We start from the raw sequence: 22,468 nt of genomic DNA, 5'->3' as shown, positions 1-22,468 counted from the left end.
TGGGTTGGGGGGTTTGTTGGGGTGGGGGGGGGAGCGTCCTCTGGTCGCGGGCGCCCTGGTGTGGGGGGGGGGGGGGGGGGGGGGGGGGGGGGGGGGGGGCCCCCCGCCCCCCCGGCGATAGGGCCAGTGCAGTCAACGATCATTTATCAAACAACCGCTCATGCACCCACCCCTTGTTGGTCAGCACCATCACCCGTTTCTCCCTGGCCGGTGTGTCGTTGGTAGCGACCGCCTCGCCCAGGTCACGGATATTGGCCTTCACCACGTCCTGGGCCGCCCACTCCGGCAACCCGGTGATCTTGTACGCGTAGGTCACGTCGGAAATCGTGTGCCCCATCATCTGCCCCGGCTCGCTGAACTGCTCGATCGCCGTCACCTCGGCCTTGCCGAAGCACAGCCCACCGCGGGTCTGGCCGTTGAGCATTTTCTGGGCATCGGCCTTGTAGAACTTGCGGCCCTCGTCGGTGAGGTCGTAGGCGTAGTAGATGTCCGTGCGGGCGGCTTGCCACAGGCGTGCCGGCACCTCGACGCGGGCGATTTCCTTTTCGCTGACGATGCCGACCTGAGCCAGGGCGTGCAGGGCCTTGTTGCTGCCGGAAACGTCGAAGTCCTGGGTCTTGGTGGGGAAGTCGGTAACCACGAAGCAGTGGGGATATTGGGTGTCGAGGTAAGCCTGGGCGGCTTTGTGGAAATTGGCCTCGCTGGCGTCCTTGGTGTCCGAGCAGCCGGCCAGGGTGGCCAGCAGTGCCAGCGGTACGATCTTCCTGTGCATGTTGAAGCGTCCTTGGATTGCGCAGATAAAACGGTCGGGCGGCATTAGAACCTACGGGTTAGAGCGGCGCAATCGTGGCAGGACGGCATCTCGACGGCGTTCACAAAGTGCGCGGGCGCATGCGGCCTCATCACCGGCAAGCCGGCTCCCACAGGTGCAGCACAGGCCCTGAAGGCAGTGGTTTCCCTGTGGAAGCAACTGTCTTGCTCAAGTTCTAAAAGCTGACGCGATTCCTGTGGGAGCCGGCTTGCCGGCGATGAGGCCCGACCCGGCAATCAAAAATCTACACTGGCCGACAACCGCAAAATTCGCGGCGTGCCCTGGGTCAGGTAATTGTTCGAGGTCGAAGCCGAAGCCCAATACGCCTTGTTCGCGACGTTCTCGACATTGGCCCGCAACGTCACCTGCTTGTCATCCATCTTGAAGCTGTAGCGCCCCCCCAGATCCACGCGTGTCCACGCCGGAATGCTCAGGCTGTTGTCCGTATTGACATACTGCCCTCCGGTGCGCAGTACCCGGGCATTCAACGCAGCCCCCGCAATACCCGGCACATCCCAATCAGCCCCGAGGTTGTACTGGAAGCGCGGCACGCCCGGCGCACGGTTGCCGTCGTTACGACCATTGGCCGTGTTATCCAGCTCGGTGTGCATGAACACCGCACCGGTGAGCAAGCGCAATCCCTCGATCGGCTCGCCGAACATATTCAACTCGACACCCTTGTTGACCTGCTCGCCATCCATGCTGAAGGTGTCCTTGCTCGCGCCCGGCTCACGGAATGTGGTGCTGTTCGGCTGCTCGATGCGGTAGACGCCCAAGGTCGCGCCAAAGCTGTTCCAGTCCAGTTTCACCCCGGCCTCCACCTGCTTGCTGCGCTTGGGCGGGAAGACTTCGTTGGCGTTGCTCACGCTGGACGGCGCGGTCGGGCCCTGGGCCAGGCCTTCGATGCGGTTGGCATAGAACGACACATGCTCCCAGGGCTTGATCACCAGACCATAGACGGGCGTTGTCACCGACTCGTCGTAGTTGGCATTGCGCACACCGGTGGCCGTGGCCCAGCCGTCGACGCCGATCGACTGCCGGCGCACGCCCACGGTCAGCAGCACCCGATCGTCGAACAAGCCCAGGGTGTCGGACACCGCCGCGCTCTTGATGCGGTTCTTGCCGACGATGCGCGGGTCGTGCAGGTCGCTGCCGGAGTAGGTGTTGCTCGGGCGCGGCACCTTGACCGGGTGGTACAGGTTGGAGTCGAAGCGGTTGGCCGCCGTGATCGCCTTGTAGGCCGAGCGCTGCTCGCCCCACATGCCTGACAGCCCGAAGTTGATCCGGTGGCTGACCGGCCCGGTAGCGAAGCGGCCATTGAGGCCGGCCATGGCGCTCTTGTTGTCCTCGTCGTGGGGCGGGTAGAGGTAGCCGCCACGCGCGGTGCCGCTTTCGTCGCTGACGTAGAGCGAGGAGTACTCGCCGTTCTCCCGGGTGTGCTTGGCGCCCGCACCGGCATACAACGTCCAGTTGTCGTTGAGGTCGTACTCGGCGTTGACCATGCCGTAGGTGTCTTCGAGCTGCGACCAGGTCCAGTCCTGGGAATAGTTGTCGCGTGCCGAGGGTGCGTGCGGAACCTTGGTGCCGGTCGGGTAGATCACCGCGCGACCCTGGTTGATGCGCTCTTTCTGGTAGCCCAGGTCGGTGGACAAGCGCAGGCGTTCGCCTCGGTAGTCCAGGGCCAGGGCGAGCAGGGTGGAATGCTGGGCTTCGTCGTGCACCCCCGTGCCGCCGTCATGCTGGGCCAGGTTGATGCGTGCGCCGAAGCGGTTGTCCTCGCCAAAGCGCTTGCCCAGGTCGAGGTGGCCGCCGAGATTGGCGCCGGTGGCATAGTCGAAGGTGACGTGGCGGGTCGGCGTGTCCTCGGCGCGCTTGGGCACCAGGTTGACCGCGCCGCCGATGCCACTGCCCTGGGGCGCGACGCCATTGAGGAAGGCATTGGGGCCTTTGAACACCTCGACCCGCTCCAGCGCCTCGGTGGTGACGATCTGCCGGGGCAGCACGCCGTACAGGCCGTTGTAGCTGATGTCGTCGGTGTTCAGTGGCAGGCCGCGGATGGTGAATACCTGGGAGAAGTTGCCAAAGCCCGCCGACTGGCGCACCGCCGCGTCGTTCAGCAACACGTCGCCCAGGGTGCGCGCCTGCTGGTCGGCGATGGTCTTGGCGGTGTAGCTGGTAACGCTGAACGGCACATCGCTGATCGGCTGGTCACCCAGCACGCCCAGGCGTGCGCTACGGGCGACCTGGCCGCCTTGCCAGGTGTCGCTGCTGGCTGCCAGGTCGCTGTTGATGGTGGTGGCGCCAAGCTCCAGGGCTTCGCCCAGGTCCACCGTCGGGGCCAGGGTGTAGCCGCCGCTGTCGGTGCTGATCAGGCTGTAGCCACTGCCGGCGAGCAAGTGCGCAAAGCCGTCCGCCACGCTGTAGCTGCCTTCAAGGCCCTGGCTTTGCACGCCCTTGAGCAGTGCCGGGTCGAACGACAGCGGCACGCCGGCGCTGGCGGCGAAGCGTGCCAGCACGTCGGCCAGCGGGCCGCCAGCAATGTGATAGCTGCGCGTGCTGCCGCTGGCAGCGGGCTCGGCGGCCAACAGCGCGGGGGCGGGTACGAGCGTGCCGATGGCCATGGCCAGGCTCAGGGCTTTGAGGCGCAAGTGGGGGCGAGGCGTCATGCGAGGATCCTGTGGGTGCAGAAAACGAAGGTTCTGCACTCATCACCGGACGACGCAGGAAAAGGTATCAGGCAAAGGCAAAAATAATTACACCCGGGGTTCGACGGTCACCCAGTAGCGCGTCAGGCCATGGATCGCCACCGGCAGGGTTTCGCCGAGCAGGCGCAGGCTGGCGTCGCTGTCGGTCAGCGGGAACGCGCCCGACACCTTCAGCTCGGCGACCGCCGGGTGGCAGCGCAACAGGCCAGGGCGGTAGCGGCCAAGCTCCTGCAGCAGGTCGGCCAGGCGCATGTCGCGGGCCAGCAGCATGCCGTGCTCCCAGGCCAGGTCGTCGGCATCCAGCGTGCTGGCCGGCTGCACTCGGGTGGCATCGAAGGCACTGCGCTGTCCCGCCAGCAGCAGCTGGCCGCTGCCGTGTAGTGGGCGCGCCTGCACCGCGCCTTCCAGCACGGCCACGCGGGTCAGTGGCCCGTCGAGGCGCACGCTGAAGCGCGTGCCCAGGGCCTGCGCCTGGCCGTGCAGGGTGCGCACCCGCAATGGCCGGGTGTCTGCGGCGCTGGTGACGAGGATCTCGCCGGCCAGCAGGTCGATGCGCCGCTCCTGTGCGTTGAAGTGGATATCGATGGCGCTGTCGGTGTTCAGCAGCACCCGCGTGCCATCGGCCAGAGTCAGCGGGCGTTGCTCGCCGACGGCGGTGCGGGCGTCGGCGCGCCACTGCTGCCAGGGCGTTTCGCGCCAGGCCAGCCAGGCCGCAGGCGCACCCAGCAGCAACAGGCCCAGGCGCTGCATGGCCTGGCGCCGGCTGACACCCCCTTGGCGGCTCAAGCGGCGCAAGGTTTCTCCGGCAACCGGGGTGGGCAGGCGGCGGAAGTCACCGAGGATGGCCTCGGCACGCTGCCACGCCTGGGCATGCTCGGCGCTGCGCTGGCACCAGGCCTGGACCGCGCGGTGGTCGTCCTCGGTGGCGCTGCCCGATTGCAGTTGCACCAGCCAGTCGGCGGCCTCGCCAAGAATGTGCGGGTCGATACGCGGGTTCATGTATCCAGGCTCAGGCATGCAAGGAAGGCGCTACGCATGTCACGTTTGACGGTGATCAGCGAGACGTTCAGTTGCTCGGCGATTTCACCGTAGGTCAGGCCATCGAGTTGCGACAGCAGAAACACCTGGCGCACCCGCGCCGGCATTTCCCGCAGCATGGCATCGACGCGGTAGAGGGTTTCCAGGATCAGCCAGCGGGTTTCCGGCGAGGGTGCCTCGGGCTCGGGCAGGTGGGCGATGGCTTCGAGGTAGGCGCGCTCGACATCCTGGCGCCGCCAGCGGTCGACCAAGAGGCCCTTGGCGATATGGGTGAGTAGGGCGCGTGGTTCGTTGCCCAAGCTCGCCGTGGTGTTGCGGCCGAGCAGGCGCACGAAAGTGTCATGGGCCAGGTCCGCGGCATCGCAGGCATTGCCGAGCTTGCGCCCCAGCCAGCCCTGCAGCCAGCCGTGGTGTTCGGTGTACAACGTCTTGACCTGCAGGTTGAGGGAGGGGTCGGCGGGCGGCATGGGGAATGAGGTTGTAATTAAGAATTGATCGCATTCTAATCATCTGGCCCTATCGCCGGCAAGCCGGCTCCCACAGATACCCCACTGTTCTGTAGGAGCCGGCTTGCCGGCGATAGGGCCCGTGCAGACTCAGCGATTCAACCCCCCACAACCATCGAGGTAAACGGCGCCACATAAGCCTGCAAGGTCACCAGGCAACCCACCAGAATCGCCAGAATGATCGAGTGGAAGAACACGTAGCGCAGAATCTCCCCCTCATGCCCATACCAGCGGGTAGCCGTGGACGCCACCACGATCGACTGCGCATCGACCATCTTGCCCATCACCCCACCGGAACTGTTGGCCGCCGCCATCAGCACCGGGCTCAGCCCCAGTTGCTCCGCCGTCACCCGCTGCAGCCCGCCGAACAACACGTTGGAGGCCGTGTCCGAGCCGGTCAGCGCCACCCCCAGCCAGCCGAGCAGGGTGCCGAACATCGGGTAGAAGATGCCGGTGGCGGCGAAGGCCAGCCCCATGGTCGCGTCCAGCCCCGAATAGCGCGTGAGAAAGCCCAGCGCCAGCATGGCGACGATGGTGATCAGCGAATAGCGCACCACCCAGATCGTGCGCAGGTACTGGCGCCCCAGCTCCAGTGGCGAATAGCCCATCAGCAGCCCGCCGAGAATCGCCGCCAGGAAGATGCCGCTGCCCGTGGCGGTGAACCAGGTGAACTTGTACTGGGCGTCCTCTTTCTTCGCTGCCGGCACCACCGGCGGCACCTTCTCGATCTGCTGGTGGATGGTGTCGAAGGTGAACACCGGGGCGAACACCGGGTTGGCCTCGCGCAGCGGCTTGCCCTGCGGGTCGAGCATGGCCGCGCCGCTGGCGGGGTCGAGCGCAGGGCGAGTGTCGAACAGGTTCTTGAAGCTCGCCGTACCCCAGGCGAACACGAACACGGTGAGGATGATCCACGGCATCCATGCCTTGAGCACGCTGCGCTGGTCGCGCTGGGCAAAGGTGGCGCTGCTGCTGGAGCTGTCCTCGTCGACCTTGGAATCATCGACGCGCCCGGTGAGCGCCGCCGAAGTGTGCACCGTGGCCGGTTTCCATACGCGCAGGAAACCGGTCAGGCAGGCCATGGAGATCAGCGCAGCGATCACGTCCACCAGCATCGGCCCATGGAAGTTCGACACCAGGAACTGCGGGATCGCGAAGCTGACCCCGGCGACCAGGATCGCTGGCCAGATTTCCAGCATCTTGCGCCAGCCGGCGAAGGCCCAGATCAGCCAGAACGGCACGATCACCGAGAAGAACGGCAACTGCCGCCCGACCATGGCCGACAGCTCCATCTCATCCAGCCCGGTGACCTTGGCCAAGGTGATGATCGGCGTACCCAGCGCCCCGAAGGCCACCGGCGCGGTATTGGCGATCAGCGCCAGGCCCGAGGCCGCCAGCGGCGAGAAGCCCAGGCCGATCAGGATCGCCCCGGTCACCGCCACGGGCGTGCCGAAACCTGCCGCGCCCTCGAAGAAGGCGCCGAAGCAGAAGGCGATCAGCAGCAGTTGCAGGCGGCGGTCATCGGTGATGCGCGCCAGTGAATCCTGCAGCACCTTGAACGAGCCGTTCTCGGTGGTGAGCCGGTGCAGGAAGATGATGTTCAACACGATCCAGCCGATCGGCAGCAAACCGTTGGCCGCGCCGTACAACGCGGCGGAACCGGCCATGTTGGCCGGCATGCCGAAGGCGAAGATCGAGATCAGCAACGCCGAGCCCAGGGCGAGCAGGGCGGCGATATGGGCTTTTATATGGAAGAACGCCAGTGCTGCCAGCATCACCACCACCGGCACGGCGGCCATGACGGTGGAGAGCCAGGGGCTGGAGAAGGGATCGTAGATTTGCTGCCAGACCATTTGCCACCTCGTTTGTTGTTGTGTGAGGTTTCGCGTTTTTTGGGCAGGGTGGCATGCAGGGATGCCAGGGGGAGTATAGGAAGGATTTTCTCTGCGGTTGATGTTGTGAATACACCGGCCCTATCGCCGGCAAGCCGGCTCCCACAGGTACAGCGCAAGCTTGAAGGTCAGCGCCATACCTGTGGGAGCCGGCTTGCCGGCGATAGGGCCGGTACAGCCGCTACAGGGCTCTGGCCAGACACTCGGCGGGGGCCACGTACGCACTTGCGGATACACTGTGGCTTTTCAAGGAGTACTACTACGCATGACGCCCTTTGTCTCTCGGCTGGCTCGCTGCCTGGGTCTGCTGTCGATCGCCATCGCTGTGCTGGGTGTGCCGTTCTCGCTTTACGTGGCTGTCGAGCCAGGCTATGCACCGATGCTGAGCAGCAACCATCCGGCCATGTGGGGTGTGGTGATGTTGTGGTTGGTGAATGCGATCACGATGGTGCTTAACGCTGGGGTTTGGCTGTGTGGGGTGCGGCCTACATGGCTCAGCTGGACGTTAGGGGCCAGTTACTGATGGGGGGAGGGTTGTTGTTGATGGAAGGGTGAGCCCGCACGGGCTGGCTGATGCGCTCGTCGAGGCGTATGGGGCAGCCTGGGACATGCTGCACTGAGGGCTACGTCAAGGGATGTCATACAAGTAATCGCGGCGCCGTGTCCCATGCCTTGAGCGCGGTGTGCGGCTGATTGACAAATACGCACAGTTAATTCCAAAAATCTTTGAAAAATGCGAAGGAACTATCTAGTGGCAAGAGAATTTAACATTGTGTCCCATATCATGATGAACCGGGCATGCGAGGGGGATCCACCCACACCGGTTTCTGAGAACTTTTCAGGATTTGAAGGCTGCTCGGAAGTTATATAGCTAAAACCAAGGTCAATCGATATTTCAGGATTGTTTTCTCTGTCTGGACGTCCAGGGTAATACCAGGTGGCATGAACTTCAGTACGATATCTACCTTCTGAAAGTTGCGTAATGGCGTAGAGAATTTCTTCCCCATCATAACCATTTAGCGGGCGTTTGATATTGCGAAAGATATGATGATTGAAGTGGTTTTTTGATTTCCAGATCAATTCATCGTCAGCGTTGTAGTCTAGAAGCTTTTGATCTGAAAGAGTAGGGTGCTGCTCGCCAATATAAGGTGTCGAGCGAAAGGATGCAGTCAGGGTTGGGAAATCCTTGAATTTAAATAGAATAGTTGTTGACTCGCTGAGAGTGCTGTGTTCAATGCACCCCTGGACGAAACAAGTGGCGTGTGAGGTTGGGGGCGACTGTAAAGGCTTAATTTTCGATAACAGATTTTTGACTTGTTGCGCAGAATCTAGCGTGTCGTCGTTTCCTAATTTTATTTTTAAATGCTCCACCCAGCCATAAGCCAGTGTGGAGTACACCAGTTTGTTAATAGCTGAACCGTCCAGCCCCTGACCCGTTATTCGCATGTGGTCATATTGGAACACTGTGCCGTTAGGTAACTGTTCGCGAATTGCGCCATGTTCAGTGTTGTTTTTATTTCTGAGTTCGACGATCCTCCACTCCTTTTCAGCCTCACGCAGAGTACGGTCTTTCAAAACTCCCGGCGTGATATTCACGGGTATTCCATCAAGCTCAAGAAAAGCCTCGGACATTTCTGCATGCACAGGCAGATCGAGAGTATACCGGCTGACCAGCACTTTTTTTGTTTGAATTTCTTCGAGGTTGGTCACGATGATGTTCTCGCTTGCATAACTACTGTGCATGATTGGGAGTGAGGCGCAGGCAGTAAAGGCGAGCGTTATTATCGTTTTAAAAGTTACACAGTTCATTGTGTGCATAGGCTTTTTTAGGTGTTTAGAGAGGCTGGCAATTGAGTGCAGTGTAATCGCTTTACCCGTCCTATCCAGTCAGAGGTCCAAACGATCTGGGCGCTTTGGGACCCTCGCTGGGCGTGCAGAGCGCCATAGGCTAATTATATGAGTTTCAAGGTTGCTACAAGTTCGTCCCAAAAGCGTAAAGCTTCTTCATCGTTCTTAAAGCCGGGTCCGTCATCCACAGTGCTCAATTCTAAAACTGTGTAGGGTTCCATGCTTGACTCCGGAGTGCCTGGATATTCGAGGCGAAATGAATAAAGGTTTTTGCCGTCAGCGGTGGTTTTGAGCAGTAGCTCTTCGAAGGGTAGTCCGCAAATTAATTTTCTTGATTTTCTCATAAGTTTTGTTCTTGAAAGAATACTTTTAATAAGTGGCATGACAAATCCTGATGATCGCTCCTCGTATCGTGAAATTAGTCCTGGTTCTGGCACGCCTATGACCCGTGTATCAAATGTTAAATGTATACCAGGTTTAGAGCTTACGGGTAATCCAATCGACACTTGCTCAGGAAATTTGTCAGCCGGAATGTTCATGTAACCAGATTCTATGGCAAATGTTCCGGCTGGCGGCCTAGAGGTGGGGTGGCGGTAGTTGATCGTTGAGTTAATGTCATTCACAACGGACATGGCTTTGTTGTAGGAGTTATAATCAATGAGCTTTACAAGCTGCCTGTATAGCGTGTTTCTTGAAGTAAGATAAAAAACCTCAAAGGTATAGTCTGTAGATTTCGAAACCACAACTGCACCGCCGCCATTTAGCCTGACAGTTTGGTCGTAGGCCGGATATCCAGATTCGTGAAGCTTGTTTATTTCACTAATGGAGGCGCTGATTCTTTCTTCAATTGCACGCTTTCCATTTTTGCTAACAAGTTCAATTTTTTTGTCGCCGATCTTATAGGCTGACCATATTTTGGGGTCTGTGCTGGCCACCTGAAATGTAAAGCGTCCAAAATAAAAACTGTTGTTTAATTCGCTCAGTGGTTGCGCTCCTGCATATAAGCTTGTTGATAAGGTTGCTGCCAAAATGCTAAATAGTGTCACATTCTTCGTTGTGAAGAAGTGTGCTCTAAAGTGCCACAATTTTGAGATCCTCACTAAGCCATACAGGGTTGTATATAAACTTCGTCCGCGTGCGGCGTTATAGGCGCTTTGATGGTCATATCCTGGCGTATTGTTGAAAACACCCTCTTTACAGACATTTGGATTTAATATTGAGTTCTTGCCGTGCGCGAATGCTGCTTTGACTTTTTTTGCCTGTACCACCACGTCGAGGGTGTAGCGCGGGGTGCGGCCGAGGCGTTCGACGCCGTGGGCGCGCAGGGCCTGGAGCGCGTCGGTACCCAGCGGGATAGTCAACTGCAGCAGGCGGCCGCTTTGCGAGAGCGGGGTGCCGAAGGTCAGGTCCATGACAAAAGGTCTGCTGAATGGGTCGAAATGTTGATTATTTCAGGTCTTTTGGTTAACGCTGTTCAATTCTCATGCTAATTCTTGACTCACCATGCTCTGCTAAGTGATTGCACGGCGCTGTCAATTTGCAATCACTCAGCGGGAGCTCATTGCTTTACTCTGGCAGAGGCTTAAAGCTATCTATCAGGCGATCCCAAAATGCCAGTGCTTCATCATCAGATTTGAAATTACTTCCCACCTCATGTGTGCCCAGCTCGATAGCAATGTATGGGTGGATATTGGACTCTATTGTTCCTTCATACTCGAATTGGAAAGCATAATAGGTCTTGCCGTCGATAGTTGTACTGACCGCAACTTCCTCCCCGCTTATCCCTCCTGTGTTACGCTTTCTTTTGCGCAGCGTCTGTATTCTGCCTGAGTTGGCCAGTTCGTTTAACGAGCTGTCGTACTGCCTGTCGTCGAAGCGCTCCAAAAGTGATTGTTCTTTTTTCAGAATGCCTTTTGTGAGCAAACTGACGTAGGTGCCTGGGTGTCCTGCGACTTGGGCTCCCATATAGATTGATTCAAAGAATTTGTCGTTAGGCAATGTGGTGTAACCCGCTTCAAGAGCGAAAGCACCTGGTGGAGGGGCATTCTCGGGGCGACGGAAATATATGGCATTACTAAGCATCCGCATTTTTTCAATGCCGCCAGGTATGCTTTTTTCAGATATCGTCTTTGCCATCAAGTGGTAGAGTGTATTCTTCTGGGTCAGCAAGAAGACATTGAAAGTGTAGAAGTCCCCCAGTCGTGACAGCAGTAAAACACTGTCATTATCGAGCTGGACGGTTTTTTCGTAACGGCTACTGGTGCCTCTAGCAATGCCTTTTTTCAAGTCTTCGACTTGCTTGGCTACAAGTTTCGGTAAGTCATTTCGCCCGTTTTTACTGATGAGCTCTAGTTTTTCGTTGAGCAGTTTATAGTCGGCGACTATTTCAGAGCCTTTGGGTAGAGAGATTTCAAAACGGCCAAAATAATTCGCACTCCAGTTACTGTCGTTCATTGTCTTGCCTTCAGTGATGTTTGCCGTGGCGACGGATGTGTTGAGTAGCCAAAGCGCAAATAAAGCTATTATGTTCCAGGCTGTGCTGCGCATACCACCGCTCCCAGTTCGTTACTGTGCTTTAGCCAATCTGTGCCGACAGGCGAACGAGGCTGTAAAGCGTTGCATATTGGGTGCGCCCCGCCTTGTCAGTATAAGCATCCTGGTGCCCATAACCGGCTGAGTCATTGAACTTTCCTGTCTTGCAGTAATGGTTGAGCATTCCGCTATTCTGACCATGTGCAAAGGCCCCCTTCACCCCGGGTTTTCCACGCGGAGATGAAGATGAGAATGCCGGGACCGTGCCGTCGCCTGGGTAGTAACCTGGTCCAATTTCCAGCGTGTACAGCCCGTTGAGTACTACTTGAGCATCAAGGTTGTCATCGCTGAGCTTGGCATTCTTAGCATCGAGGCCTTTCAAGTTTTTTGCGCCCCATTCAATGGTTCCCCACGTGTATAATTTTGAGGATTTTGACTCGGCGGCATAGTGCACGAAAGTCTCAGAGTGGTATTTTTTTTCAATGTCGTTATGAAAAGATTTTACCCCATCAATCACTTCGCAAAATCGGGACCGGAGAGAAGGAGGTTCATCGCTGACACCACTCCATTTGGACGTGTTTGCTGCCTGTGCTGTAATGATTCCGGCGGGGTCAAACAACTTGTTGTTGTTCTCGGGGACTAATCCCCACCATTTTTCCGATTTGTATATTTCTTCGTAAGGGCAGTTTTCAGGTAGTCGCAGTATGCGGTCCATGGAAGTTGTATCTTTGGCAAATAACCAAGGTTGGCCGTCGTTATAGTCGTGCGAAGGTAATAATTCTAAAGGGCCCGATGCGAAGGCCATCACTGCCACGGCATCGGCAGCATCTCTTCCCAAGATCTTCTTTTCCGCCAGTGCCTCGAAACCCGCACGGACCCTTTTGTAACTGGCAGGTGCTCCTGTGGCTGGCATAGCACCATGGATAACGCCGTAAAGTTTGCTGAAACCATGGCATGCTACAATTGCTCTGGCCACCAACCCACCCATGGAGTGAGTGACGATGATCACATTATCTGCTTTGCCTCGGTAATGGGGAAGAACAGTATTATTGATGTAGTCGATGACGTCTTTCGCAGAGTCTCGGTTCGATTGAAGCCAGTTATAACCGGCCGCCCAGACTTCATACTGCGTATCTGCCGCAATCTTCAATCCACTGGCGTCACCCATTGCGGCAAGGCTGGGATTGTCCTCCCAATCTCCCCATTCGCCAGGCTCCTGATCGACACGGTCCTTCCATTCTCCCTGTAGCTCGCCGTTGCGCATGATGTCGTTCATCTGTCGCTGCATCTCACCCATGATCGGATGATAAGCGGAGCGCATGATGGAGCCCCACTTTCGCGTGCGCATTTCGTCTTTCGAAAGGCCACTGCCGGCGTCATCCAGTTCGCCGCCGTCATACACACCCACTGCGCCGGGGGTTGAGTCAAGTTCCGCTTGCCGTTGCTTTGCGGATTTGAACCAACTGCCAAACAACAGCCCAAGCGTTTTGACTACCGGGAAGACACCGTCAACGTTTGGGGCGACCCAGACACGTTCCTTGGTCTTCAAATTCATCAGATTGGTGCCCATGATCCCGGGAATAAAAATGACCGGTACCACTTTGCCTCCCTTCCAGGGCAGCGACTTCTCTACCGAGTCATTGGACGAAGAAAGTGTCGTGTGCGCCGCAAGCATGCCATCTTCATCGTACTCTTGGGGCAGGTGCAACGTTGCGTCCTTAGGCGATGACGTCTTAGTTCCCATGGCAAGGCCCCTCATTTCCGAATTTGGATAAGTGCTTATGCGAGGTAGCCTTCATCATGCATCCCCCAATACTTTAATTTTCAAGAACTCTGCAATCTGGCTCTGCTGCACGGGAATTTTCCCCGCCGCATCGGACACATACTGCATCGCGCTGCCATCCGCCCGCGTCACCTCAACCTTCACCCCCGGCGCAGGCTCCCCGGTACTGAGCTTCTTGATCACATACGGGTCGGCAAAATCGGTCTTGGGCATTTCATTGAAGCTATGCGAGAGGCTGGTTCCACCGCTAAAGGTCTTCTTCGCCCCTTTGACATCGATGGTCCCCGGCGCATGAATGTCGATATTGCCGCCCTTGATGCGGATATAGCCGCCGCCACTGGTGAGCAGAATTCCATCCTTGGCGGCAATCTCGATGCCCGCCGCCGTGGAACTGAGCTTCATGTTCTGCAGCGAAGTCAGCAGCATTTCATCGCTCTGCGCCTGCAACTCCACCTTGCCTTTGGCCGCAAACAACTTGGCCCCGGCGTTCTGCGCAAACAGGCTGATGCTCTGCACCACACTGGCCAGCAGTGACTTGCCACTGGCGATGCTGACGTCTTCGCCAGTGCTGACGGTCAGGTGCTTGCCGCTGTGCAGGTGGGTGTTCTGCGGTGTGGCGGTGGCGATGTCGGCCGGGGAGGAGGCGATCAGCAAGGGCTTCTGGTAACCCGGGGTCTTGCCGCGACCGCCGTTGCGGATCGCCCAGGCGGTGTCGCCGCCGTTGCGCTGCTGTTCGCTCGGGCCCTGGCTGGGGCTGCTGTTGTCGTTGCCGTAGGTGACGTCGGTGTCGGCGTTGAGCTGGGTCAGGCTGTCGAGGCCGGCCTGCAGGGGGTTGGCGTTGTGCTGCTGGGCGGTATCGGAGAGGGTCTTGAGGCGTTGCTCGCTGTTCTGCAGTTGTTGCTGGGCTTCGCTGATGTCGAGCTGGGCGCCATCGGCGTTGCTGCGCTTCCAGGTGCTCAGGTACAGGCCTTGCTGGGCGCGCAGGGCGCCGTAGGCGTCGGTGCGCAGCTCGAAGCCCGTGCCGCGCAGGGCGCCGCGGTTGTTGCCACGCTGGTCGATCAGGTAGCCGAGGTTGAGCTGGGTGTGGCCGTGGCTGCTGTGGATCTGCGTGCGCACCTGGCCGGTGGAGTCGTCCATCACCCACTGGTTGAAACCGCCGCCGCCGACTTCCTTGCTCTTGTAGCCGCTCATCAGGCCGCTGGAGTGCCAGGCGGGTTTGTGGCCGCCATAGACCTGGCCCATGATTAGCGGTCGGTCGATGTCGTTGTCGAGGAAGGTGACCACCACTTCTTCACCGGCACGCGGCACGTGCACGCTGCCCCAGTCGGGGCCGCTGCTCGGTTGCAGCATGCGCAGCCAGCACGAACTTAACTCGCCGTCCTGGCTCAGGCGATCCCAGTGGAAGCGCACGCACAGGCGGTTGAGGCTGTCGGTGAACACTTCATGGCCGCTGGGGGTGACCACCACGGCGGTCTGCGGGCCGGGGCAGGTGGGTTTGGCGTGTTCGAACGGGCTGCGGTACGGCGCGCTGTGCAGCTGGCCTTCGAAATGGCTGGTGAAGAAACCGTAGGACGCAGCACTTTGCGCCGAGCCAAGCAGTGAATCCTCCGGCGCTGGGCGCAAGGTCTTGAACAGGGCCGCAAGGCTACCGGGCGCGTCACGGCGCTGCTGGGCCATGGGCAGGTTGCTCTCGGCGAAGAACTGCACCTCGATCAGCAGAAACTGGCGGGCTTCGGCGGCCTTGCGTGCGTACAGCGGGTGCTGGGTCAGCTCGAACCAGCGCCCGGCCTGCAACTGGCGCACACCGCCCTGGCCGTGCACGCGGCGGGCCTGGGATTCGCGCTGTTCGATCTGTACACGGCTCAGCCACTCGCCGCGCTCCTGCTTCTGCCAGTTGTATTGGCCCTGATATTCGTAGCGTTCGAGGGCAGCAGGCGCGGAGGCGGCTTGCAGCGCCGGCATCACGCTTTCGCGGGGCTGGCTGTGCGCCAGGTAGTCGACGCTGCGCCAGTTGAGCTTGCCGCTGAGCAGCTGCGAGCCGGTGCTCCACTGGGTGATGCCGTCCTGCTTTTCGGTCACGCTCTGGGTATGGAACGGCAGGCTTTGCGGGGCGAGGGCGGGCAGGGTGTCGACGCTGTCGGTGAAGACGATGCAGTGGCTGTCGGTCTTGTGCTCGACGTACCAGAACAGGCCTTCGAGCTCGCACCAGCGCTGCACGAAGTTGGCGTCGGTTTCGTTGAACTGGGTGACGTAGGACAGCGGTGCGTACTCGCGGCGCAGGTCCAGGCGGTAGTTGCCTTTGGCCTGCGGGTATTGGGCGAACACGGTTTCGAGAATCGCCGGCAGGTTCTTGTCCTGCCAGATGCGGCAGTCGCTGCGGTATTCGAGCAGGCTGAACCAGGGCGCGAACACCAGCTGCCAGTCGTGCAGGCCGCCGTCGCTGCCCAGGTAGCGCACGCGCTCGACCAGGCCGTGGCGTGGAGCCTGGGTGCCGTCGTCGCAGAGCAGCGCCAGGGTGACGGGCTGGCCGATGAGTTTCTCCGGGTCGTACTCGGTGTCCTGCACCACCACGTCGAGGGTGTAGCGCGGGGTGCGGCCGAGGCGCTCGACGCCGTGGGCGCGCAGGGCCTGGAGCGCGTCGGCACCCAGCGGGGTGGTCAGCTGCAGCAGGCGGCCGCTTTGCGAAAGCGGGGTGCCGAAGGTCAGGTCCATGACAGGGGATCTCCTGAGTGGGGGCTGAAGAGTGGGTTATTCCAGGGCCTTGATGGGTGGGTCCTGGTAGTTTTCATCGATGGCGATGCCCATTTGCTTCAGGCGTGCTTCGGTTTGGGCGCGTTCCTGGGCCATGCGTTTGAGTTCCGCGGGGAGGAGCTTTACCCAATCATCTTGATTCTCATTTGGGACGAAGTTTTTATAAAACTCCGCTTCTGATTGAAAATTAAATGAAAAAAGATAGGAGCCGCGTTCTTGTGGCGCTTGCGAGGTGTTCTCTCGCTGGACACGGAAAAGGAGGTAGTTGCCGTCCTTATGAAAGTGCCAAGTGTTGATTGTCGGCATTGCTAACCACTCTGCCTGACTTAGTTTTAGCGTGGGATCTTTCCAAGGGCCAGTGCCAACAGGTACACCTAGCACTTCGTCAAAGAGTTTAAACTTGCTTGCTTCGCTTCCTGGTACTCTTGCTTCGTTGGGAAGGATGTAGCGGTGCCATCCTGAAAGTCTCAGCTTGGCTAGAGTGTCGTTGAAATATTGCATGAACTCAGAGTGTTCGGAGTTCGAAGGGGCGGGTGCAACCCTGATGCTGGCGTTTTCTACGAGGTCTGTTTTGTATGTGATAAGTGCTGCGCCAACTATATTGTTCAGAGACAAAGGGTTCTGGTTCGGGTCTACAATGGCTGTGCCTTTGTTATCGCTTTTGGAGGAGGTGCTAAATTCATAAAAGCATACGTGTGAGCTGCAGTCCTTGGTTAGCTGCATAGTGGAGCTTGCCAGTACGTTCTTGATGCTGTCATTTAAAGAGAACGTTACATTGGGTTTGTTTACAGTCACGTTCGATGCTCCGCAGGCGGTCAGTAATAATAAAAATAGTGAAGCCAGCTGCTTATTCATTGTTATGCCATGAGCTTATGGTTGAGATAATGGTTTCCATTTGGCTCTTATCTTTATTCATCAGGTAGTGATATTTGTTGGCGATCTCGGTTATGAAGATCATTCTGTCAGTGGCGTCGTAAAGGTCACCTTCTTTCATGACCACATCGCGGTCTGGCCCACCCGTTTCACATTGTGTACTGAACGCTGCCAGACGACGAGGTACGCCAAACTTCCCTTCTAGTTTAGCCTGCCCATCAAGTAGTAGCTGAAAGTCCCAGTTTTCGTAAATCAGAGGCTGTAAAATCCAAAGCTGCTCGTGATCAGCAATTTTCATTAATGAGGCCAATTGAAGTTCTCTGCGCAAAATTCCATCTTTCAAAGCTTCGACTTTTTTTATGAGATCGAAGCCTTCTTTTAATGGGGTGGTTTCTGCTAGAAAATTAATTTTCGGCAGTGCATCATCAATCCATGGTAGTTCTTGGAATGTGGTTTTGAAGTCAGATATATAACAGTTCCAGTTTCTTTCTGGAGCGGCGTTTTTGAATTCATCGGGATAATTAATATAAAACCAGTGCCATACAAAAATATCTTGGAATAGCCAAAAATTCCCTTCGCCCAAGTGCATTTTGGTGATGTCAAAAAAAGGCGCTGCTGCTCCTGTCCATCGCCATTTACTAGTGCTGGCATAATCAAGGGCGCACATAACCTGTTTGCTGGCAAATGCAGCCAGTCCGGTCCAGTAGAATCTGCCTTTCAATTCAGGCTTACCGTTGCGCTCAAGCTCAAGATAAAGGCGCGCATAATTTCCAGCGATGCGCTCTGCGCGCGTGCTGAAATCTTTTATTAGTTCATAACGCGCGGTGTTTTTGAATTCGATGCGTGTTTTCACCGATAGACGCCGTACCGCTTCTTGCTGGCCGAGGGTCCATAGCTCTCTGTAGTGAAGCTCTGAATCGGACGTAGAGCACGTTTGCTCATTGAATTGTAAGTCTTGCTTCATGGTTTGGTTCTCGGCACAAACGTGTCAGCACCTGTCGGCACGACCAGTTCATCGGGCACAAGCCGCATTTTGGCTGTATCGGGTTTGTCGCTGAAAAGGCGTGAGGTCATACCGTCTTGATCGGTGAAGTAAACTCGCTTGCCTTGACCTGGAACATCGAACTCGATTGCGACGTTCTCCAGCGGAACCCCGAAACTGGTTCTCAACCTGTTCTGCTCGTCGTACATACCGGATTCAGGGCCGGTAGGAAGTTCCTTGACGTCGTGCTCCATACTGGCCGGCCCATCCAGCGTTTTCTTCGCCCCCTTGATGTCAATGGTCCCCGGTGCATGCACCTCGATATTGCTGCCTTTGATACGGATATACGCCCCGCCGCTGGTGAGCAGAATCTCCTTCTGCGCCGACATTTCAATCAATTGCTCCAGCGACGTCAGCTTCATGTTCTGAAGTGCAGTCAACTCCATGGCATCGCTCTGCGCCTCCAGCTCGACATTGCCCTTGGCCGCAAACAACTTGGCCCCGGCGTTCTGCGCAAACAGGCTGATGCTCTGCACCACACTGGCCAGCAGTGACTTGCCGCTGGCGATGCTGACGTCTTCGCCAGTGCTGACGGTCAGGTGCTTGCCGCTGTGCAGGTGGGTGTTCTGCGGTGTGGCGGTGGCGATGTCGGCCGGGGAGGAGGCGATCAGCAAGGGCTTCTGGTAACCCGGGGTCTTGCCGCGACCGCCGTTGCGGATCGCCCAGGCGGTGTCGCCGCCGTTGCGCTGCTGTTCGCTCGGGCCCTGGCTGGGGCTACTGTTGTCGTTGCCGTAGGTGACGTCGGTGTCGGCGTTGAGCTGGGTCAGGCTGTCGAGGCCGGCCTGCAGGGCGTTGGCGTTGTGCTGCTGGGCGGTGTCGGAGAGGGTCTTGAGACGTTGTTCGCTGTTCTGCAGCTGCTGCTGGGCTTCGCTGATGTCGAGCTGGGCGCCATCGGCGTTGCTGCGCTTCCAGGTGCTCAGGTACAGGCCTTGCTGGGCGCGCAGGGCGCCGTAGGCGTCGGTGCGCAGCTCGAAACCGGTACCGCGCAGGGCGCCGCGGTTGTTGCCGCGCTGGTCGATCAGGTAGCCGAGGTTGAGCTGGGTGTGGCCGTGGCTGCTGTGGATCTGCGTGCGCACCTGGCCGGTGGAGTCGTCCATCACCCACTGGTTGAAGCCGCCGCCGCCGACTTCCTTGCTCTTGTAGCCGCTCATCAGGCCGCTGGAGTGCCAGGCCGGTTTATGGCCGCCATAGACCTGGCCCATGATCAGCGGGCGGTCGATGTCGTTGTCGAGGAAGGTCACCACCACTTCTTCGCCGGCACGCGGCACGTGCACGCTGCCCCAGTCGGGGCCGCTGCTGAGTTGCAGCATGCGCAGCCAGCAGGAGGAGAGTTCACCGTCCTGGCTCAGGCGGTCCCAGTGGAAGCGCACGCATAGGCGGTTGAGGCTGTCGGTGAACACTTCGTGGCCGCTGGGGGTGACCACCACGGCGGTCTGTGGGCCGGGGCAGGTGGGTTTGGCGTGTTCGAATGGGCTGCGGTAGGGCGCGCTGTGCAACTGGCCTTCGAAGGTGCTGAGGAAAAAGCCATAAGACGCTTCGCTCAATGCCGAACCGAGCAGGTTGTCGGGAGGTGCCGGGCGCACCGATTTGAACAGCGGTGCCAGGCTACCGGGCGCGTCACGGCGCTGCTGGGCCATGGGCAGGTTGCTCTCGGCGAAGAACTGCACCTCGATCAGCAAAAATTGGCGGGCTTCGGCGGCCTTGCGTGCGTACAGCGGGTGCTGGGTCAGCTCGAACCAGCGCCCGGCCTGCATCTGGCGCACACCGCCCTGGCCGTGCACGCGGCGGGCCTGGGATTCGCGCTGTTCGATCTGTACACGGCTCAGCCACTCGCCGCGCTCCTGCTTCTGCCAGTTGTACTGGCCCTGGTATTCGTAGCGTTCCAGGGCGGCGGGCGCGGAGGCGGCCTGCAGCGCCGGCATCACGCTTTCGCGTGGCTGGCTGTGCGCCAGGTAGTCGACGCTGCGCCAGTTGAGCTTGCCGCTGAGCAGCTGCGAGCCGGTGCTCCACTGGGTGATGCCGTCCTGCTTTTCGGTCACGCTCTGGGTATGAAACGGCACGCTTTGCGGGGCGAGGGCGGGCAGGGTGTCGACGCTGTCGGTGAAGACGATGCAGTGGCTGTCGGCCTTGTGTTCGACGTACCAGAAGATGCCTTCGAGCTCGCACCAGCGCTGCACGAAGTTGGCGTCGGTTTCGTTGAACTGGGTGACGTAGGACAGCGGTGCGTACTCGCGGCGCAGGTCGAGGCGGTAGTTGCCCTTGGCCTGCGGGTACTGGGCGAACACGGCTTCGAGAATGGTTGGCAGGTTCTTGTCCTGCCAGATGCGGCAGTCGCTGCGGTATTCGAGCAGGCTGAACCAGGGCGCGAACACCAGCTGCCAGTCGTGCAGGCCGCCGTCGCTGCCCAGGTAGCGCACGCGCTCGACCAGGCCGTGGCGCGGGGCCTGGGTGCCGTCGTCGCAGAGCAGCGCCAGGGTGACGGGTTGGCCGATGAGTTTCTCCGGGTCGTACTCGGTGTCCTGCACCACCACGTCGAGGGTGTAGCGCGGGGTGCGGCCGAGGCGCTCGACGCCGTGGGCGCGCAGGGCCTGGAGCGCGTCGGCACCCAGCGGGGTGGTCAGCTGCAGCAGGCGGCCGCTTTGCGTGAGGGGGGTGCCGAAGGTCAGGTCCATGACAGGGGATCTCCTGAGTGTGAGCTGAAGAGTGGGTTATTCCAGGGCCTTGATGGGCGGGTCCTGGTAGTTTTCATCGATGGCGATGCCCATTTGCTTCAGGCGAGCTTCGGTTTGGGCGCGTTCCTGGGCCATGCGTTTGAGTTCGGGGGGAACGAGGGCTTTCCAGTTCTCACGGTCTTTTTCACCTTCAACGAAGCCTTTATAAAAATCGGCTTCAGATTCAAAGTTTAGTGTGAACAAGTAAGAGCCGAGTTTTTGCGGCGTTTGAGTGTTTTTTTCACGTTGGACGCGAAAGAGCAGATACACGCCATCTTTGTAGAAATACCAACTGTTGATCGTTGGAAGCGCAAGCCACTCTTCGGCACTCAGCTTCAAAGCGGGATCTTTCCATGGCCCGGTACCGATTGGTTTGCCAAGTATTGATCGAGCGCTTTCAAACTTTATGGCTTCCTCGCCGGAGATTCTTGCTTCGTTCTGAAAGATATACCTTTTCCAGCCTGCAGATCGTAGCTTGTCTACTTGTTGATAAAAGTAGCGCAGGGCCTGATTGTGCTCGGAATCCTGTGGTACGCCACCGAGCGTCACTCTGGCCTTGTCGATGATGTCGCTTTCAGAAGTTTCTAGAGTGGTGCTGATAATGTCGTCAAATTTTAAAATTTCTGTTTTGGAATTAATTAATAAATCTGCACGCGAAGCGTTGGCGAATGATAGCGAAAATTTGTAAAGGCACAGGCCCTGCATGCAGTCTTTGTGAAACTGCGCGGAGGAATCCGACAACGCATTTTCAATAGGTGCAGCTATTTCAAAGCGTATAACTGGTTTCGCATCACTCATCTTCGCCTCCCCACAACCGGCAAGCCCCAGCAAAAATGCATATCTGGCGAACTTCATGATCAGGTGTGCTCACTCGTTTGCAGGCCAGCAACTGCTACCTGCGAAGGGGCAAGCAACCACCCCTGGGTCTGCGTCGAGCCATGCCGGTCGAACACCAGCACCGCGCCCTCCAGGCTGTTGGCCGCCTGCAAGGCGAGCGCCAGCGCGCTCATCTCGCTGATCCCGTGCCCGTATTCGCCCGCCAGCAGGGCATGCCCGATAACATGCTGCTGCAGGTCGCAGTCGGGCAGGCAGGTGTTGAGGAACTGATACAGGTGCTCGAGCCGGTTGTCGTCGTGGTGGCCGTCCGTGACCAGGGCCTTCACCTCGGCGATTGCCATGCCGCTGCGTTCGCACAACTGCTCGGCCACCTGCTCGAGACCGCCCGTGCTCTTGCGCGGCATCAAGCCGCGAGGGCCATGGGCCTCGGTCACCGGCGGATGAAGCTGCCAGTGGGCATTGCCTTCGGGGTTGGCCAGGTCAACCCGTTGCAGGTTCAGCACGGCAATCGCTTCGCCCGCCATGCGCTCGCCTGCAGGGCCGCCGGCCCTGGTCACGGTCGCCCACGAGTCGAGGCCGATGCACAGCAGGTTCGGCGCTTGCAGGTCGTTCTGCAGCGCCCAGGGCAGCCAGGTGGCGAAGGCTTGCTCGGGGGCGATGAAACCGTGCCCGGGCAAGTAGTCGAATGGCCACATTTCCAGCGCAGCATCCAGCCACGGGTCGGCCTCTATGTCGGTGGGCGCGAACAGCACGACCTGGGTCTGATCCCAGTCCAGTTCGGCGGCAAAGTCGTGCCACTGGCCGAGCATGCCTTGCAGCAGTTGCCGCGCCCTTGGCAGGGCGTGGATTTCGGCACGGCGGGTGCCCGCGTGGATGCGCCGCACATTCCGCCGGTGCCCGGCCGGGCTGACCAGTCGTGGGTCGTGTTCGAAATCGGCGCTCAGCTTGCCCAGCGCCTTGCCGGCCCGGGCTTCGGCCGGGCTCAGGTTGGGCAGCCACAGCCAGGCATGGCCCAGCCCGATGCGCGTGGTGTCGTAGTGCGCCACGGGGCGCGGCGGCGGGGCCAGGCGCTGTTCCTGTTCGCGGCGCTCGCCGATCACATCCCATAGCGAGCGGTGGCCCTGGGCAAAGGGTTTCAACAT

At 59.0% G+C, this 22,468-nt stretch carries 16 protein-coding genes; 1 reads left to right on the top strand and 15 read right to left on the bottom strand.

Annotation, left to right across the window (positions count from 1 at the left end):
- Window positions 1–139 precede the first annotated feature (139 nt).
- The 5 genes from ACIPZB_RS07860 to ACIPZB_RS07840 form a co-directional block, all read right to left on the bottom strand.
- Window positions 140–772 carry a hypothetical protein gene (locus ACIPZB_RS07860; protein ID WP_400639679.1) on the bottom strand — a complete coding sequence of 211 codons (633 nt, stop codon included), beginning with the start codon at window positions 770–772 and terminating at the stop codon, window positions 140–142.
- Between the two features lie 275 nt (window positions 773–1,047).
- The gene (locus tag ACIPZB_RS07855) at window positions 1,048–3,477 is read right to left on the bottom strand and encodes a TonB-dependent siderophore receptor (RefSeq protein ID WP_400639678.1); all 2,430 of its coding nucleotides are present in this window, start codon (window positions 3,475–3,477) and stop codon (window positions 1,048–1,050) included.
- Between the two features lie 87 nt (window positions 3,478–3,564).
- Window positions 3,565–4,515: a FecR domain-containing protein gene (locus ACIPZB_RS07850; RefSeq protein ID WP_400639676.1), complete on the bottom strand. Its 951-nt coding sequence runs from the start codon at window positions 4,513–4,515 to the stop codon at window positions 3,565–3,567.
- Complete coding sequence (locus ACIPZB_RS07845) at window positions 4,512–5,021, bottom strand: sigma-70 family RNA polymerase sigma factor (protein WP_400639675.1); 510 nt, start codon at window positions 5,019–5,021, stop codon at window positions 4,512–4,514. The genes ACIPZB_RS07850 and ACIPZB_RS07845 overlap by 4 nt, the downstream gene beginning before the upstream one ends.
- A gap of 137 nt (window positions 5,022–5,158) precedes the next feature.
- A complete protein-coding gene (locus ACIPZB_RS07840) occupies window positions 5,159–6,910 on the bottom strand; it encodes an L-lactate permease (protein WP_400639673.1) in 1,752 nt (583 codons plus the stop codon).
- A gap of 304 nt (window positions 6,911–7,214) precedes the next feature.
- Here ACIPZB_RS07840 and ACIPZB_RS07835 point away from each other — a divergent pair, with 304 nt between their 5' ends.
- Window positions 7,215–7,472 (top strand): hypothetical protein, encoded by a 258-nt coding sequence (locus ACIPZB_RS07835; protein WP_400639672.1) that lies wholly within the window; start codon window positions 7,215–7,217, stop codon window positions 7,470–7,472.
- 221 nt (window positions 7,473–7,693) lie between these two features.
- On the opposite strand, the gene ACIPZB_RS07830 is transcribed toward ACIPZB_RS07835, so the two are convergent.
- The 10 genes from ACIPZB_RS07830 to ACIPZB_RS07785 all read right to left on the bottom strand — a co-directional run bounded on the left by ACIPZB_RS07830 (window position 7,694) and on the right by ACIPZB_RS07785 (window position 22,468).
- Entirely contained in the window at window positions 7,694–8,659 is a 966-nt protein-coding gene (locus ACIPZB_RS07830) for a T6SS immunity protein Tli4 family protein (RefSeq protein WP_400639671.1), read from the bottom strand.
- A 242-nt stretch (window positions 8,660–8,901) separates the two neighbouring features.
- Entirely contained in the window at window positions 8,902–9,429 is a 528-nt protein-coding gene (locus tag ACIPZB_RS07825) for a T6SS immunity protein Tli4 family protein (protein WP_400639769.1), read from the bottom strand.
- A 934-nt stretch (window positions 9,430–10,363) separates the two neighbouring features.
- Window positions 10,364–11,344: a T6SS immunity protein Tli4 family protein gene (locus ACIPZB_RS07820; RefSeq protein WP_400639670.1), complete on the bottom strand. Its 981-nt coding sequence runs from the start codon at window positions 11,342–11,344 to the stop codon at window positions 10,364–10,366.
- A 28-nt stretch (window positions 11,345–11,372) separates the two neighbouring features.
- Window positions 11,373–13,037: an esterase/lipase family protein gene (locus ACIPZB_RS07815; RefSeq protein ID WP_400639669.1), complete on the bottom strand. Its 1,665-nt coding sequence runs from the start codon at window positions 13,035–13,037 to the stop codon at window positions 11,373–11,375.
- A 90-nt stretch (window positions 13,038–13,127) separates the two neighbouring features.
- Window positions 13,128–15,824: a type VI secretion system Vgr family protein gene (locus ACIPZB_RS07810; protein WP_400639668.1), complete on the bottom strand. Its 2,697-nt coding sequence runs from the start codon at window positions 15,822–15,824 to the stop codon at window positions 13,128–13,130.
- Window positions 15,825–15,860: 36 nt separating this feature from the next.
- On the bottom strand, window positions 15,861–16,718 hold the full coding sequence (locus ACIPZB_RS07805; RefSeq protein WP_400639667.1) for a hypothetical protein: 858 nt from the start codon (window positions 16,716–16,718) through the stop codon (window positions 15,861–15,863).
- Entirely contained in the window at window positions 16,711–17,700 is a 990-nt protein-coding gene (locus ACIPZB_RS07800) for a DUF2515 family protein (RefSeq protein WP_400639666.1), read from the bottom strand. The genes ACIPZB_RS07805 and ACIPZB_RS07800 overlap by 8 nt, the downstream gene beginning before the upstream one ends.
- Complete coding sequence (locus ACIPZB_RS07795; RefSeq protein ID WP_400639664.1) at window positions 17,697–20,450, bottom strand: type VI secretion system Vgr family protein; 2,754 nt, start codon at window positions 20,448–20,450, stop codon at window positions 17,697–17,699. The genes ACIPZB_RS07800 and ACIPZB_RS07795 overlap by 4 nt, the downstream gene beginning before the upstream one ends.
- 36 nt (window positions 20,451–20,486) lie before the next feature.
- Window positions 20,487–21,344, bottom strand: a complete 858-nt coding sequence (locus tag ACIPZB_RS07790) for a hypothetical protein (protein ID WP_400639663.1) — start codon at window positions 21,342–21,344, stop codon at window positions 20,487–20,489.
- A 2-nt stretch (window positions 21,345–21,346) separates the two neighbouring features.
- Window positions 21,347–22,468 (bottom strand): hypothetical protein, encoded by a 1,122-nt coding sequence (locus tag ACIPZB_RS07785; RefSeq protein WP_400639662.1) that lies wholly within the window; start codon window positions 22,466–22,468, stop codon window positions 21,347–21,349.

This window comes from Pseudomonas sp. NPDC089396 (assembly GCF_044749545.1).
GTDB lineage: Bacteria > Pseudomonadota > Gammaproteobacteria > Pseudomonadales > Pseudomonadaceae > Aquipseudomonas.
The sequence above is the reverse complement of the archived record's forward strand: the minus strand, read 5'-3'. Positions and strand labels throughout refer to the sequence as shown.

Excerpts from the sequence above, each read along its gene's own strand:
- ACIPZB_RS07860 (WP_400639679.1), bottom strand. The coding sequence starts at position 772 with ATGCACAGGAAGATCGTACCGCTGGCACTGCTGGCCACCCTGGCCGGC.
- ACIPZB_RS07855 (WP_400639678.1), bottom strand. The coding sequence starts at position 3,477 with ATGACGCCTCGCCCCCACTTGCGCCTCAAAGCCCTGAGCCTGGCCATG.
- ACIPZB_RS07850 (WP_400639676.1), bottom strand. The coding sequence starts at position 4,515 with ATGAACCCGCGTATCGACCCGCACATTCTTGGCGAGGCCGCCGACTGG.
- ACIPZB_RS07845 (WP_400639675.1), bottom strand. The coding sequence starts at position 5,021 with ATGCCGCCCGCCGACCCCTCCCTCAACCTGCAGGTCAAGACGTTGTAC.
- ACIPZB_RS07840 (WP_400639673.1), bottom strand. The coding sequence starts at position 6,910 with ATGGTCTGGCAGCAAATCTACGATCCCTTCTCCAGCCCCTGGCTCTCC.
- ACIPZB_RS07835 (WP_400639672.1), top strand. The coding sequence starts at position 7,215 with ATGACGCCCTTTGTCTCTCGGCTGGCTCGCTGCCTGGGTCTGCTGTCG.
- ACIPZB_RS07825 (WP_400639769.1), bottom strand. The coding sequence starts at position 9,429 with ATGTCCGTTGTGAATGACATTAACTCAACGATCAACTACCGCCACCCC.
- ACIPZB_RS07820 (WP_400639670.1), bottom strand. The coding sequence starts at position 11,344 with ATGCGCAGCACAGCCTGGAACATAATAGCTTTATTTGCGCTTTGGCTA.
- ACIPZB_RS07810 (WP_400639668.1), bottom strand. The coding sequence starts at position 15,824 with ATGGACCTGACCTTCGGCACCCCGCTTTCGCAAAGCGGCCGCCTGCTG.
- ACIPZB_RS07805 (WP_400639667.1), bottom strand. The coding sequence starts at position 16,718 with ATGAATAAGCAGCTGGCTTCACTATTTTTATTATTACTGACCGCCTGC.
- ACIPZB_RS07800 (WP_400639666.1), bottom strand. The coding sequence starts at position 17,700 with ATGAAGCAAGACTTACAATTCAATGAGCAAACGTGCTCTACGTCCGAT.
- ACIPZB_RS07795 (WP_400639664.1), bottom strand. The coding sequence starts at position 20,450 with ATGGACCTGACCTTCGGCACCCCCCTCACGCAAAGCGGCCGCCTGCTG.
- ACIPZB_RS07790 (WP_400639663.1), bottom strand. The coding sequence starts at position 21,344 with ATGAAGTTCGCCAGATATGCATTTTTGCTGGGGCTTGCCGGTTGTGGG.
- ACIPZB_RS07785 (WP_400639662.1), bottom strand. The coding sequence starts at position 22,468 with ATGTTGAAACCCTTTGCCCAGGGCCACCGCTCGCTATGGGATGTGATC.